Origin of the sequence: Serratia sp. CY38905, assembly GCF_052168875.1 — a bacterium.
Taxonomy (GTDB): Bacteria; Pseudomonadota; Gammaproteobacteria; order Enterobacterales; family Enterobacteriaceae; genus Serratia; species Serratia sarumanii.
Window position 1 is genome coordinate 74,946 of record NZ_JBJNLV010000016.1, and the last position, 15,144, is coordinate 90,089.

Here is a 15,144-nt window from a genome sequence, read left to right on the forward strand (position 1 = left end):
GCTTTTTGCATTTCAGGGATGGTTACGCCGAGAAGCCTCCGTCGATGCTCAGGCTGGCGCCGGTGATATAACCCGCCTGCGGGCCGGCGAGGTAGGCGACGAAGCCGGCGATCTCTTCATCTTTGCCGTAGCGGCCGATCGCCATCAGCTGCTTGAGCTGCTCGGCGAACTCACCGGCGTCCGGGTTCATCTCGGTGTCTACCGGGCCGGGCTGCACGTTATTGACGGTGATGCCGCGCGGGCCGAGATCGCGCGCCATGCCTTTGGTCAGGCCGACCAGCGCCGATTTGCTCATCGCATACACCGCCGCGCCGCCGAACGGCACGCGCTCGGCGTTGGTGCTGCCGATGTGAATGATGCGGCCGCCGTCGTTCATGTGGCGCGCCGCTTCCTGGCTGGCGACGAACACGCTGCGCACGTTGACCGCCAGCATGCGATCCAAATCGTCCAGCGCCAGCTCCTCGGTGCTGCCCAGCGTAAACACCCCGGCATTGTTCACCAGAATATCCAAGTTGCCGAACTGGCTGACCGCCTGGCGCACCGCCTGCTGCAGCGCCGCCGCATCGGCGCTGTCGGCCTTGATGGCGAGGGCTTTGCCGCCGGCGGCGGTAACGGCGCTTGCCACCGCTTCGGCGCGATCGGCCGAGGCGGCGTAGGTAAAGGCGACCGCGGCCCCTTCGCTCGCCAACCGTTTCACGATGGCGGCGCCGATGCCGCGTGAGCCGCCCTGGACGAACGCGACTTTGCCATGCAGAGGTTGTGCTGTGGTCATGTTATTTCTCCAAAGTGGGTGAGGGTAAGGCGTTATTCCCAGTATCGGTGAAATGTCTGGCGGCCACTGTTCACAAAGAGCTTTGCCTGCCCACAACGAGAAAAGCCCCTTGCGGGGCTTCTTTCTTCCGTCGGTTGGCTGTTCGACGATCAGTTGAAGATTTCTGCGGTGCCGTACAGTTTGTTCTGGCCGCCGGCGGCGACGATGCGGTATGAGCTGGCGCCCGACGCAGCGGCTTTGCTGGCCAGTTCGCTTTCCAGCGCGCTCAGGTTGCTGGCGCCGCTAACGGAGACTACGCCGATTTTCTGGGCGTCTGCAGCGGGTTGGCTGGACGGCAGGTCAGCGGCGAAGGTAGCGAAAGAAGCGGTAGCCAGCAGCGCAGCGGTAGCAAAAATTTTGACGTTTTTCATGATGTATTCCTCAGCGTATTGATTGGATGAGAGCCCGTTGTCTCTCGATGTATTAAATAGTAGTGCGGCAGGCAGGAATAAAAAATCGGAGAGTTTTGAGTATCTCTGTCAAATAAACTGATTGTTTTTTCATCCGCTGGCGCGCGGTAAAAATCGCCACTACCCTTTACAGACGATCCTTAACCGGAGAAGCGTAATGACGGTAAACGCATTTATCGGCAGCTGGGCGCTGGTGTCCTCGGCATTTGAGAACCAGGACGGCGAGCTGAATTACCCGCTGGGCGAGCAGGTGCTGGGGCGTATCCACTATGAGGCCAACGGCACGATGGCGGCGCAGCTGTACAGCGCCGTGCGGCCGCGTTTCGCCGCCGACGATTTGGCGCAGGGATCCGAGCGGGAGATCCGCGCCGCCTTCATCAATATGATTTGCTACTTCGGCCGCTATCAGGTGGAGGAAAGCGAGCAGCGGGTGGTGCATCAGGTCGAAGGCTGCTCGTTCCCCAACTGGGTAGGTAGCCGTCAGGTGCGTTTTTACGCTTTCAGCGGCGATCGGCTGACGTTGCGCACGGTGCCCTTGCAGCTCGGCAACGGCGTGCAGGTGGGCGAACTGGTGTGGCAGCGGACAGGAGCTTCTTTATGATCATTGTTCATCATCTCAATCATTCGCGCTCGCAGCGCATTCTGTGGTTTCTGGAAGAGCTGGGCGTGCCCTATCAGGTGCAACGCTACGAACGCGATCCGCAGACCATGCTGGCGCCGGCGGCGCTGAAAAAGATCCACCCGCTGGGCAAATCACCGGTGATCGTCGACGGCGATCTGACGCTGGCGGAATCCGGCGCCATCATCGAATACCTGCAGGAAGCCTATGACGCGCAAGGGATGTTCATGCCGACCGACTTCCACGCGCGCCAGCAATACCGCTACTGGCTGCACTACGCCGAAGGATCGCTGATGCCGCTGTTGGTGATGAAACTGGTGTTCAGCCGCCTCGGCCAGCCGCCGATCCCCTGGCTGCTGCGGCCGGTGGCCGGCGCGATCGGCAAGGGCGTGCAGCGCGAATATCTCGACAAGCAGATCGCGCCGCACTGCGAGTATCTCGAGCAGCACCTGAACAAGGGCAGCTGGTTCGTCGGCAACGACTTCAGCGCGGCGGACATACAGATGAGCTTCCCGCTGGAGGCGATGGCGGCGCGCGGCGCGTTGGATGATTGCCCGAAACTGCGCGGCTTTCTGCAGCGCATTCACGCCCGGCCCGCCTACCAGCGGGCGTTGGAGCAGGGCGGCCCTTACGACCTGCTGAGTTAACCGGATGGGCTATACTCGATGGGGTCATTCTTCATCGGAGGTAGCCCATGGCTACGCAAATCTTCGTTAACCTGCCCGTACGCGATCTGCCCGCCTCGATGGCGTTTTTCACCCGCCTGGGTTTCACTTTCAACCCGCAATTTACCGATGACACCGCCGCGTGCATGGTGGTCAGCGACACGATTTACGTGATGCTGCTGACCCATGACAAATTCAGGGTGTTTACCCCGAACCCGATCGGCGACGCCAAACAGGCCACCGAAGTGCTGGTGTGCCTGTCGCAGCCCAGCCGGGCGGCGGTGGACGAACTGGTGCGCAAGGCGGTCGCCGGCGGCGGCAACACCTACCACCCGCCGCGGGACTACGGCGTGATGTACGGCCACGGTTTTCAGGATCTGGACGGCCATATCTGGGAATTGATGTATATGGATCCCGCGGCTGTGCAGGCGCAATAACCCCGCCGTGACGGAATTCGCCGGGGCGCTCGTCGCCCCGGTTTTATCGTGCAGGCGCCATTTCCGCCGCTTTCTGCATAAATTGCCGCGATCTTTAGTTGATTAGACGCTAGGGAAGGCAGGATAATCGTTTGCCTTGAATAAACCACCATAAATCACCCGTACCGCGCGCTGCGAGTTAAACGTTTGCCTTGGTGCGCATCGCCGTTGGCGCTGCGACGGAGGGGCACGGATGCGGAACGTGACGTAAACGATTACGTGACGATCGGGCGCGGGCGAGATTACAGGCCTGCTGCGACGGGCCGATTCATGAAACACAGGGGAAGTAACCTATGTCGAACTCTCAAGCGAACCACGCCGCAAAACCAACCGGCGGGCTTGATGGCTATTTTAAAATTTCCGCGCGCGGCAGCAGCGTGCGCCAGGAGGTGGTGGCGGGGCTGACCACCTTCCTGGCGATGGTGTACTCGGTGATCGTGGTGCCGAGCATGCTGGGCAAAGCGGGCTTCCCGCCGGCGGCGGTGTTTGTCTCCACCTGCCTGGTGGCCGGGCTGGGCTCGCTGCTGATGGGGCTGTGGGCTAACCTGCCGATGGCCATCGGCTGTGCGATCTCGTTGACCGCCTTCACCGCCTTCAGCCTGGTGCTGGGCCAGCACATCAGCATTCCGGTGGCGCTGGGCGCGGTGTTCCTGATGGGCGTACTGTTTACCGTCATCTCGGTCACCGGTATCCGCGCCTGGATCCTGCGCAACCTGCCGATGGGCGTGGCGCACGGCACCGGCATCGGTATCGGTCTGTTCCTGCTGCTGATCGCCGCCAACGGCGTCGGCCTGGTGGTGAAGAATCCGCTGGATGGCCTGCCGGTGGCGCTCGGCGCGTTCACCTCCTTCCCGGTGGTAATGACGCTGGTCGGCCTGGCGGTGATCTTCGGCCTGGAAAAACTGCGCGTGCCCGGCGGCATTTTGCTGGTGATCATCGCCATTTCCATCATCGGCCTGATCTTCGACCCGGCGGTGAAATACCAGGGGCTGTTCGCCATGCCGAGCCTGGCGGACGCGGACGGCAAGTCGTTGATCTTCAGCCTGGATATCATGGGCGCGTTGCAGCCGGTGGTGTTGCCGAGCGTGCTGGCGTTGGTGATGACCGCGGTGTTCGACGCCACCGGCACCATCCGCGCGGTGGCCGGGCAGGCCAACCTGCTGGATAAAGACGGGCAGATCATCAACGGCGGCAAGGCGCTGACCTCGGATTCCCTGAGCAGCATCTTCTCCGGCCTGGTGGGCGCCGCGCCCGCCGCGGTCTACATCGAATCCGCCGCCGGCACCGCCGCGGGCGGCAAGACCGGCCTGACCGCCACCGTGGTCGGCATTCTGTTCCTGCTGATCCTGTTCCTGTCGCCGCTGGCCTATCTGGTGCCGGTCTATGCCACCGCACCGGCGCTGATGTACGTCGGCCTGCTGATGCTGAGCAACGTCACCAAGCTGGACTTCAACGACTTCGTCGACGCGATGGCCGGCCTGCTGTGCGCGGTGTTCATCGTGCTGACCTGCAACATCGTTACCGGCATCATGCTGGGCTTCAGCTCGCTGGTCATCGGCCGCATCTTCTCCGGCGAATGGCGCAAGCTGAACATCGGCACCGTGCTGATCGCCGTGGCGCTGGTGGCGTTCTACGCCGGCGGCTGGGCGATCTAAGCCCTCGGGTTTCCCTCGCCCGGCGGGCGAGGGAAGCTGTCACGGCAATTCCCTTCTTAAGATAAGTCTTCTTCTGCTCTGCACCGCGTTTTGAAAGGCACAACAAGCTTTAACGGCTGTAAAAAAAGTGATCTACTATCGGAACCAACGCAGGCCCTGAGCCGATGTCGTCTGAATCGTAGAGTCTAAGGAAAGCATGGAAATCTTTTTTACAATCCTCATTTTGATCCTGGTGGTCTCCCTGTCCGGGGTGGTGACGCGCATGTTGCCGTTCCAGGTGCCGCTGCCGCTGATGCAAATCGCCATCGGGGCCCTGTTGGCCTGGCCGCATTTCGGGCTGCACGTCGACTTTGATCCCGAACTGTTCCTGGTGCTGTTCATCCCGCCGCTGCTGTTCGCCGACGGCTGGAAAACGCCGACGCGCGAATTCCTGCACCACGGGCGTGAAATTCTCGGCCTGGCGCTGGTGCTGGTGCTGATCACCGTGGTCGGTGTCGGCTATCTGATCTACGCCATGGTGCCGGGCATTCCGCTGGTGGCGGCCTTCGCGCTGGCGGCGGTGCTGTCGCCGACCGATGCCGTGGCATTGTCCGGCATCGTCGGCAAAGGGCGCATTCCCAAGCCGATCATGGGCGTGCTCGAAGGCGAGGCGCTGATGAACGACGCCTCCGGCCTGGTGTCGCTCAAGTTCGCCATCGCGGTGGCGATGGGCACCATGGTGTTCACCGTGGGCGGCGCAACCCTCGAGTTTCTCAAAGTGGCGATCGGCGGCCTGCTGGCTGGCGTGGCGGTCACCTGGACCTACAGTAAATCGCTGCGGGTGATGAGCCGCTGGAGCGGCGACGATCCGGCGACCCAGATCGTGTTCCTGCTGCTGCTGCCGTTCGCTTCTTACCTGATCGCCGAACATATCGGCGTTTCCGGCATCCTGGCGGCGGTAGCGGCGGGGATGACCATCAGCCAGTCCGGCGTGATCCGCAACGCGCCGTTGGCGATGCGCCTGCGCGCCAACAGCGTGTGGGCGATGCTGGAATTCGTGTTCAACGGCATGGTATTCATCATGTTGGGCCTGCAGCTGCCGGGCATTCTTGAGACCTCCATCCTGCAGGCGGAGCTGGATCCGACCATCCAGACCTGGTACCTGTTCGCCGACGTGGCCACCATCTACGCCGCGCTGCTGGTGCTGCGTTTCACCTGGCTGTGGGTAATGAAGAAGGCCAGCAACCGCTTTATGAAAAAGCGCCCGCTGCAGTTCGGCGACTACAGCACGCGTGAGCTGTGGGTGGCGTCGTTCGCCGGGGTGCGCGGGGCGATTACCCTGGCCGGTGTGCTGTCGATACCGCTGTTGCTGAGCGACGGCACCGCCTTCCCGGCGCGCTATCAGCTGGTGTTTATCGCCGCCGGGGTGATCCTGCTGTCGTTGATCGTCGGCGTGCTGGCATTGCCGCTGCTGCTGCGCGGCGTGCAGGTGGCCGACAAGAGCGCCAGCAAGCAGGAAGAACGCATGGCGATCGCCATGGCGGCCGAAGTGGCGATCGAGAGCGTGAATAAAATGGAAGAGCGCCTGGTTGCCGATACCGAAGAGAACCTCGATCCGCAGGTGTTGAAAGAGGTCAGCTCGCGGGTGACGGGCATGCTGCGGCGGCGTATCGCCTCGAAAGACGACATCGAGAATGCGCTGGCGATGGAAAACCTCGAGCGGCGTTTCCGCCTGACGGCGCTGCGCGCCGAGCGCGGCGAGCTGTACCACCTGCGCGCCACGCAGAAAATCAGCAACGAGACGCTGCAAAAACTGCTGCACGATCTCGACTTGCTCGAAGCGCTGCTGATCGAGCGCGAAGGCTAAACCTCAGACGAGGAATTAACGTTTTTCCTCTCTATTTCTGTCCTGAAGGGCCGCCTGTGCGGCCCTTGTTTTTTGGCTACTTGAGCGGCGGCCAGTAGTCGCGGCAGCAGGCGATCCAGGCCTGTGCGCTGTGCGACAGGTAGCTGCCCTGGCGCCAGATCAGCCCGATTTTCCACTCCATGCGTGGCTCCAGCGGCAGCCAGACCAGGTTTTCCTTGTCCAGCCAGCGGCAGACCGGCTCCGGCAGCATGGCGATGCCCACGCCGGCCTGCACCATCGAGGCGAGGAAATCCCATTGGCCGCTGCGCACCGCGATTTGCGGTTCAAAACCGGCCTGGCGAAACGCCTTCATCAGCATCTTGTACAGCGCAAAGTCTTCGTTATAAATCAGGATCGGGCTGTCGGCCAATTCGGCGATATTGATGCGGGTGCGGTTGAGCCACTGCGGCGTGCGCGGCGCCACCACGCACATCGGGTGGCCCAGCAGCGGCAGAAAGGTCAGCGGCTGTTCCGAATCGAAGGGCAGCACCGTCATCGCCAGATCCAGTTCGCCGGACATCACCGCCTGTTCGACCGACAGCCCGCCCAGCTCGGAAATTTTCAATTCGATGCCGGGGTAGGTCTGGCGAAAGCGGCGGATCAGATCGGCGATCTGCCTGCCCACCATCGGCGGAATACCCAGCCGCAGCACGCCTTTTTTCACCGAGCTGATGTCTTCCAGCTCCGCCTCCAGCTGGCGGAATTCGTCGAGGATCGTCAGGCCGCGCTGATACACCGCCTGGCCGCTGTCGGTCAGGCGCAGCTTGCGGCCTTCGCGGATCAGCAGCGTGCATTCCAGCTCCTCTTCCAGATGCCGCAGCATCTTGCTGATGGTGGGCTGGGTGACGAACAGTTTTTCTGCGGCGCGGGTGAAACTTTGCTGGCGCACCACTTCAACGAAGTAGCGCAGGGTGCGGACATCCACGTTAGGGGCCTCCTTGAGGGCGCTACCGGCGGGAAACTATTCCCGGCCGGCATGATGTCGATAATTTTAATTCATTTCAGGCGTGGTTTCCCGGCTGCGTATACTGTAGGCCGTCAATTTATTGTTTGAGGTCATCTTTCATGTCTCTGGCGTTACGCCGCGTTGCCCCCTCCCTGCTGACCCGTTTGCAGGTGCCGATTCAGGTGGCGTTGTATGCGGCGCTGTTCCTGATCGCCGATCGCCTGGTGCAACAATTCCACCTGCCGCTCCCCGCCAATATCGTCGGCATGCTGATGCTGCTGGCGCTGATCCTGCTGCGCATTCTGCCGCTGAGCTGGGTCAAGGCCGGTTCCCGCTGGCTGCTGGCGGAAATGCTGCTGTTCTTCGTGCCGGCGGTGGTGGCGGTGGTCAACTACGCCCAACTGCTGATGGTCGAGGGCTGGAAGATCTTTCTGGTGATCGCGGTCAGCACCATGCTGACGCTGGGCGCCACCGGGCTGGTGGTGGACAGGGTGTATCGGCTGGAGATTTGGCTGCAGCGGCGGAAGCAGCGCCATGAATGATTTTATCCTCAGCCTGGCCTGCTTTCTGGCGACGCTGGCGCTCTACTTCGCCAACAAGAAACTGTACCGCCGCCGCCGCACGTTACTGCTGATGCCGCTGGTGCTGACGCCGATGATCCTGGTGCTGCTGCTGGTGGTCACCCACATCTCCTATCAGGACTATATCGGCGAAACCCACTGGCTGCTGTGGCTGCTGGGGCCGGCGACCATCGCCTTCGCGGTGCCGGTGTACGAGAACCTGCATATCATCCGCCGCCACTGGCTGTCGCTGGCCGCCGGCGTAACGACGGCGGTGCTGGTGGCGGTGTATAGCTCGGTGTGGCTGGCGCGCCTGCTGACGCTGCCGGAAGAGGTGCAGCGCAGCCTGGCGGTGCGTTCGATCACCACGCCGTTCGCGCTGGAGGCCGCCAAACAGATGGGCGGGCAGCCGGATCTGGTGGCGCTGTTCGTGGTGATCACCGGGGTGTTCGGCATGGCGGTGGGCGACATTCTGTTTCTGCGGCTGGCGGTGCGCAGCCGCCTGGCGAAGGGGGCCGGATTTGGCGCCTCGTCGCACGGTGCCGGCACCGCCCGCGCTTATGAACTGGGGCCGCAGGAGGGCGTGGTGTCGAGTCTGGTGATGATGTTGGCCGGCATTATCACGGTGGTGGCCGCGCCGCTGATCGGTCGGCTGATGTGGTAAGACCTCTCGGGGCGGGCTCTGCCGCCCCGTTTTACGTTGTCTGGCATTGGGAACGATGCCGTTGATTGACGCCCGAAAAAACGAAGAAATTTTTCAGCATAATTTTTCCCATCGTTATAACAAAAAACGATAGATGCGCCGCGAGCAAAATTGCCGTTCATTTTAAATGCTAATGAATTAATTAAATAATAAATTATTATCATAAAAACAATAAAGTATAACTTATTGATATCGAGAGCCTCTTATCGTAAGCATTGCTGCACATTAACTGAGGTGAATAATACAAAAGAATATGAGTTCCTCTCTAATTATCTCAGATTAATACAAGCGGAATACGCTCGTCATTCCTGAGTAATATCGGGGAAATAAAATGGTCATTTATTCCCTTTCGCACATTTCGCCAAAAAAAATATCCTCTCCTATACTTCACAGCTCAACGAATTGAGGCACAGGGGGAACCTCTGGATTAACCATTTCATCCTTTCTTAGTTGGGGGGAGACCCAACTTTTCTACGGTTTTTTTATTCTGACCTGAACTGTCGGACGGCCAGGCTTTGCCTAAATCCGGACGGTCCCTTTCATTAACGTAATGAAAACGTGCTAGAGAATATTATGAACAAACAAACTGATGTGAAGAGTGGGGAACTCCGTACGGGTGCTCAGGCCGCGGCGGAGAAAGTCGAACTGCATGAAATGACTATCGCCCAGCGTGAACTCTGGCTGGGGGAAAATATTTCCAAAGAGTTGTCGTTCAATATCTGGGGCTATGGGCAGGTTGACGGGCCTCTCGACGTTAAGCTGCTGCGGCAAGCCATCGATGCTATCGTCGAAGAAACGCCGGCTCTGCAAGCGCATTTTGTGGAAAAAGACGGTGAGCTTTATCAATACCGCGCGCCACGCACACATGAGCCGCTGTTCACACTCGATCTCAGTAAGGAACCCGATCCCCTGCAGGCGGCCAGACGCTGGATGGTGGCGGATGCGGCGCTGCCGCGCCGCGCCACGGGAGAGGAACCTTTTAGTTTTTATGTGATTACGCTCGCTCCGCAGCGCTATGTCCTCTATCGGCGTTTCCACCATATGATCACCGACGGCCGCAGTGCCGAGGAAGTGATGCGGCGCATCGCGGCTTACTATAACGCGCTGGCGTCCGGCGGCGTCATCCCTGAATTCGCCAACTGCAATTTCTCTCTGCTTTATGAAAACGACATCAAATACCGCGACTCCTCACGCTTTTCTTCCGATCAGGCTTTTTGGCGGGAATATACTGCCGCTGCGCCGCAGAGTTTGTCGCGTAGAGCCATATTGACCCCGGATGCCGCGATGAACCGCAATACGCAGCTGCTGGAAAAAGAGGCATTGGATCAGCTGCAGCAACAAGCTGACAATATCGGCGTACACCGCGCACATATATTGGCCGCCGCCGTAGCATTATGTTTCTACAGCCTGACCGGCAGTGAATATCTTAATTTCAGCATGCCGGTGACCGGAACGAGAGAACGAAACAGTATTGGTATGACCTCTAACGTTGTCCCTTTGATTATCAAGGTTGAACCCCAGCTGAGTCTGGCCGAATTTATCCAAAAGGTCGCAGCCGAAATAGCAAAAGTGGTTCGTCATCAATTATATCGTGGGGAGGACATTCGGCGTGACAATGGCGCGACGGATTCCGCCTGGTTTGGCCCTTCAATTAACATTGTTTCTTTCGACCACGGCGATCCTTTCTGGGGATGCCGCACCCGTTGGTATTATGGCGGGAATATTCCGTCCGGCGATCTACAGATTATGCTGTATGAAGACCAGCAGGCGAATGAGCTGGACGTCACTTTTTCTGACGCCGATTATGCAAATTCATTAGGCGATCTGGATGTTTTGCAGCGCCGTTTCCAGTTTATTTTACGGGCGCTGAACGCATCAACGGCGGGGACGATCGAGGCGTTGGATCGGCAAGTGGCGGCGCTGGCGGATGCCGAGGCCGGCGGCAGCTTTTACACCAACCGTCGGCAACCGCCTGCCGGCGGCATCATTCGTTGGGATCGCCCTGCTGAGGCGCTGCAGCGCCTGGTGAGTTCGCTGAGCCATGGCGCGGGATGCGCGGCGAAGATGCTGTTGGCGGAGCGCGTGTTGGGCGTGACGGCGCTGCAGGCGGTGAGCGATGAGCGGCAGGCCGAACCCGGTACCCTGCTGCACGTCGAGGCCGACGGCTGGGTAATTGCCGCGAACCCCGGCGTGGTGCGCGTCGGGCCGTTCTTGCGCGCCGACGGCTCGGCTCAGCCAGGTGATGCGCTGGCGCTGGCCTGCGGCCTGTCTGTCGGCTCGGTCTTGCCGACGATTAACGCTGCCGAAGCCTCGCTGTTAGGCGCGGCGTATGGCGCCAGCGCCGATAGCGCCGCTTTTTGGCAACCGCGCCTGACGCGTTATTATCCGGCGCCGTTCCCGCCGGGGCCTGGCCGCCAGGCGGATCTTCCCGCACGCTGGCAGGCGACGGCCTGGCAGCGCCTGGAAAAAATTGCCGGCGAGCAGGTGCTGGCGGCAGCAACCCTTTATCTGGCGCGCATGTGCAATGAAACCGATTTTCAGCTGGGGTGGATCACCCCGGACGATCGGAATTGGGGGCGTTGGGCTCACCTGAGCGCGCGCGTGCTGCCGCTGCAGGTCTCTGTTGATCACACCGGCAATTTCCAGCAGGCGTTGGCCGCGCTGGAACAGGAATATAGCCAGCTGCGCGCTCATGCCGATTATCATCCCGCGTTGCTGACGCGCGATGCGGACCTGCGAGCGTCTCAGACTTGGCCGACGGCGGTATCGATCGTCAGCCGACGCTCGGCGCAGGGCTTGCAGCCTGAAGACGAGGGGGTTGCCGCCATCATGGCTTCCGGCTCGCGCGCGGTATTGCAAATCTGCAAGGCTGACGGCGCTTTCCGTTGGGTCTACGACGCCGCCTCCGTGGCTGACGAGCAGATGTTGCGGGCGACGCAACATCTGCTGATGCTGCTCAACGACGCGGTGAGGGCGGGTTCTCATCGTCGCACCGTCGGCGAACTCAGTCTGGTTTCCGAGGAAGAACGCGCGCAGTTGCTGCAGGGCCTCAACCACACCGTCGCTTCACATTCGCCGACGGCCTGTCTGCACCGGTTGTTCGAAGCACAGGTTAAACGGACGCCGGAGGCGATCGCGGTGACGTATGGTGATGACAGCCTGACCTACGCGGAATTGAATACCCAGGCGAACCGTTGGGCCCATCGGCTGGTACAGCTTGGCGTGCAGCCGGACAGCCTGGTGGCGCTGTGTGCCGGGCGCGGGCTGCCGATGCTGGTCGGGCTGCTGGGGATCCTCAAAGCCGGCGGCGCCTATGTGCCGCTGGATCCCGCCTATAGCGGCGAGCGGCTACAGTACATCCTGGCGGACTCAGCGCCGGTGCTGCTGTTGGCGGATGAGCTCGGCCGACAAGCGCTGGGTGACTGCGAGGTGCCGGTGCTGGCGCTGGAACAGCCACTGAGGGGAGAAAGCGACGATCTGCAGGACGTCGGGGTGCGCCCGGCGCACCTGGCATATGTGATTTATACCTCCGGCTCGACCGGCAAACCCAAAGGGGTGATGGTGGAGCACCGGCAGGTCGCGCGGTTGTTCAGCGCGACGAACGCCTGGTTCAACTTCAGCGCCGCCGACAGGTGGTGCCTGTTCCACTCATTCGCCTTCGACTTCTCGGTCTGGGAGATCTGGGGCGCCTGGCTGTATGGCGGCCAGCTGTTCATCGTACCGCAGGCGATCGCCCGCTCGGCGCCGGATTTTTATCATTTCGTCTGCCGCAGCGGCATCACGGTATTGAACCAGACGCCGAGTGCCTTCAAAGCCTTTATCCAGGCTCAGGCGCACAGCGAAGCGCGCCAGCAGCTACGCGAGATCGTGTTCGGTGGCGAAATGCTGAAGCCTTGCGATCTTGCGCCGTGGTTTGCTCGTCCAGAGAACCGGCAGACACGGTTGATCAACATGTACGGTATCACCGAGACCACGGTGCATGTGACTTATCGGCCGCTGTCGGCGCAGGATACGGCGATCACCACCAGTCCGATCGGCAGCCGCATCCCGGATTTGCGCTTGTATCTGCTGGGCGCCGACGGCGAACCGGTGCCGATGGGGGCGATCGGCGAACTGTACGTCGGCGGCGAAGGAGTGGCGCGGGGTTACCTGAACCGGCCCGAATTGACGGCGGAACGTTTTCTCGATGATCCTTTCAACCGGGCGCCGGGTGCGCGCATGTATCGTACCGGCGATCTGGCGCGCTATCTGCCGGGTGGCGATATCGAATACCTGGGGCGCAATGACCAGCAGGTAAAAATCCGCGGTTTCCGCATCGAATGCGGCGAGGTGGAGGCTCAGCTGAGTACCGATCCGCGCGTGCGCAGCGTAGCCGTGGACGCGATTGACGATGGCGACGGGGGCAAGCGACTGGTGGCGTGGGTGGTTCCGGCACCGGAAGCCGAACGCGCTACGCTGGCGACCGGGCTGCGTCAGCATCTGCAGGCGCGGCTGCCGGATTATATGGTGCCGGTGGCTTACGTTTGGCTGGAGGCGTTGCCGCTGACCGGCAACGGCAAATTGGACAAGCGGGCTCTGCCGGTGCCGCAGGTCGACGCCTATGTGCGTGAAGCCTATGCGCCGCCGCAGGGCGAGGCGGAAAACCTGCTGGCGGCTATCTGGCGCGAGCTGCTGGGCGTAGAGCGCGTCGGTCGCTATGACCACTTCTTCGAACTGGGCGGGCATTCGCTGATGGCGGTGCGCCTGGCTAACCGCGTGCAACAGGCCGGATGGCAGTTACCGTTGCAGGCGCTGTTCGCCAGCCCGGTACTGCACGTGCTGGCGCAGGCGCTGGAAGTTGCGCCGGCTCAGGAACCGCAGCCGATACTGCCGGTGGCGCGCGACGGCGAATTGCCCCTGTCGTTCGCCCAGCAACGCCTGTGGTTCCTGACCCAGTTGGAAGGGATGAGCGAAACCTACCATATCCCTCTGGCGCTGCGGCTGCACGGCCGGTTGGACCGGCAGGCGCTGCAACATAGTCTGGATGCGCTCTATGCGCGTCACGAATCGCTGCGTAGCCGGTTCATCACCCGGGAAGATCGGCCACAGGTGCAGATTTTGCCGGCAAACGGGCTGCCGCTTGCGTTCCACGATCTGCGACGTCACCCCGCGCAAGCCGACACGCTGTGCCGTCAGGCGGCCACTCAACCGTTTGATTTGACGCAGGGGCCGCTGGTGCGCGCCGCGCTGATCCGCCTGGCGGATGAGGAGCACCTGTTCCTGCTCACCTGTCATCACATCGTCTCCGACGGTTGGTCGACCGGCATTCTGCTGCGTGAACTGGGGGCGTTGTACGGCGCATTGCGTCGCGGCGATGCCGATCCGCTGCCGCCGCTGACGCTGCAATACCCGGATTATGCCGCCTGGCAGCGTCGCTATCTGACGCCGGAGCGGTTGGCGGCGCAGGCGCAATACTGGCGCGAAACGCTGATCGGTGCGCCGGCGCTGCTGACGCTGCCGACTGACCGGCCGCGTCCGACGGTGCAGTCTTTCAGCGGCGGGGAGGTGCCGATCGCGATCGACGCCGAGTTGACGCAGGCGCTGCGGCAGTTCAGCCGGCAGCATGGCGGCACGCTGTTCATGACGGTGCTGGCGGCCTGGAGCCTGGTGCTGGCGCGCATGGCCGGGCAGCAGGAGCTGGTGATCGGCACGCCGGAGGCCAACCGTGGCCGGCTGGAAACCGAATCGCTGGTCGGCTTCTTCGTCAGCACGCTGGCGCTGCGCATCGATCTTCGCGACGATCCGGATCTGCCGACGCTGATCGCGCGGATCCGCCACACGGTGCTGACGGCGCAGGAAAATCGCGATCTGCCGTTCGAGCAGGTGGTGGAGCTGGTCAATCCGCCGCGTCATCTGGGCTATACCCCGCTGTTCCAGGTGATGCTGGCCTGGCAGGACGGCTCGGTGCGCGATATTCCGCTGCCTGGGCTGCAGGCCGAGCTGGCCGGGCTGGAATACAGCGCGGCGAAGTTTGATCTGACGCTCGATCTGGCCGATACCGGCGAAGGCATCAGCGGTACGCTGAACTTCGCCACGGCATTGTTCGATCGCGCCACCGCCGAACGCTACGGCGTTTACCTGGTACAGGCGCTGCGGGCGATGACGCTGAATAGCCCACGGTCAGTATCCCATATCGATTTGTTGCCGCTCGCCGAACGGGAGCATCTGCTGCATGGCTGGAACCGCACCGAGCGTGACTACCCGCTGGATCAGACGCTGGCGGCGCTGTTCGAGCAGCAGGTGCGCCGCACGCCGAACGCCACCGCGCTGGTGAGCGGCGCGGAAAGCCTGAGCTACGCCCAGCTGAACGCCCGCGCCAACCGGCTGGCGCACGCGCTGATAGCGCGCGGCGTCGGCCCGGACAGCCGGGTGGCG

At 61.8% G+C, this 15,144-nt stretch carries 11 protein-coding genes; 8 read left to right on the top strand and 3 right to left on the bottom strand.

All coding sequences use genetic code 11. From position 1 onward, the window contains the following. Nucleotides 1–22: 22 nt before the first annotated feature. Entirely contained in the window at nucleotides 23–772 is a 750-nt protein-coding gene (locus ACJ8MK_RS23335; RefSeq protein ID WP_033649717.1) for a 3-oxoacyl-ACP reductase family protein, read from the bottom strand. Nucleotides 773–921: 149 nt separating this feature from the next. Continuing rightward, on the bottom strand, nucleotides 922–1,182 hold the full coding sequence (gene bhsA / locus ACJ8MK_RS23340) for a multiple stress resistance protein BhsA (protein ID WP_033636189.1): 261 nt from the start codon (nucleotides 1,180–1,182) through the stop codon (nucleotides 922–924). 196 nt (nucleotides 1,183–1,378) lie between these two features. Here bhsA and ACJ8MK_RS23345 point away from each other — a divergent pair, with 196 nt between their 5' ends. From ACJ8MK_RS23345 to ACJ8MK_RS23365, 5 genes are all read left to right on the top strand, one after another. Beyond that, nucleotides 1,379–1,822, top strand: a complete 444-nt coding sequence (locus ACJ8MK_RS23345; RefSeq protein ID WP_033636188.1) for a lipocalin-like domain-containing protein — start codon at nucleotides 1,379–1,381, stop codon at nucleotides 1,820–1,822. After that, a complete protein-coding gene (locus ACJ8MK_RS23350) occupies nucleotides 1,819–2,487 on the top strand; it encodes a glutathione S-transferase family protein (RefSeq protein WP_033649718.1) in 669 nt (222 codons plus the stop codon). Before ACJ8MK_RS23345 ends, ACJ8MK_RS23350 begins: the two co-directional genes overlap by 4 nt. A 47-nt stretch (nucleotides 2,488–2,534) precedes the next feature. Then, nucleotides 2,535–2,942, top strand: coding sequence for a VOC family protein (locus ACJ8MK_RS23355; RefSeq protein ID WP_060439609.1), 408 nt, complete (start codon nucleotides 2,535–2,537; stop codon nucleotides 2,940–2,942). A 332-nt stretch (nucleotides 2,943–3,274) separates the two neighbouring features. Beyond that, complete coding sequence (locus ACJ8MK_RS23360) at nucleotides 3,275–4,636, top strand: NCS2 family permease (RefSeq protein ID WP_033636185.1); 1,362 nt, start codon at nucleotides 3,275–3,277, stop codon at nucleotides 4,634–4,636. 196 nt (nucleotides 4,637–4,832) lie between these two features. After that, entirely contained in the window at nucleotides 4,833–6,482 is a 1,650-nt protein-coding gene (locus ACJ8MK_RS23365) for a Na+/H+ antiporter (protein ID WP_033636184.1), read from the top strand. A 76-nt stretch (nucleotides 6,483–6,558) separates the two neighbouring features. Here ACJ8MK_RS23365 and ACJ8MK_RS23370 read toward each other — a convergent pair whose 3' ends face one another. Continuing rightward, entirely contained in the window at nucleotides 6,559–7,446 is an 888-nt protein-coding gene (locus tag ACJ8MK_RS23370) for a LysR family transcriptional regulator (RefSeq protein WP_025304429.1), read from the bottom strand. Between the two features lie 140 nt (nucleotides 7,447–7,586). Here ACJ8MK_RS23370 and ACJ8MK_RS23375 point away from each other — a divergent pair, with 140 nt between their 5' ends. The 3 genes from ACJ8MK_RS23375 to ACJ8MK_RS23385 form a co-directional block, all read left to right on the top strand. Beyond that, nucleotides 7,587–8,009, top strand: a complete 423-nt coding sequence (locus ACJ8MK_RS23375; RefSeq protein ID WP_004936830.1) for a CidA/LrgA family protein — start codon at nucleotides 7,587–7,589, stop codon at nucleotides 8,007–8,009. Next, a complete protein-coding gene (locus tag ACJ8MK_RS23380; protein ID WP_033649720.1) occupies nucleotides 8,002–8,691 on the top strand; it encodes an LrgB family protein in 690 nt (229 codons plus the stop codon). The genes ACJ8MK_RS23375 and ACJ8MK_RS23380 overlap by 8 nt, the downstream gene beginning before the upstream one ends. Before the next feature lie 612 nt (nucleotides 8,692–9,303). Then, on the top strand, nucleotides 9,304–15,144 hold a 5,841-nt coding region (locus tag ACJ8MK_RS23385; RefSeq protein ID WP_442518087.1), incomplete at its 3' end, for an amino acid adenylation domain-containing protein.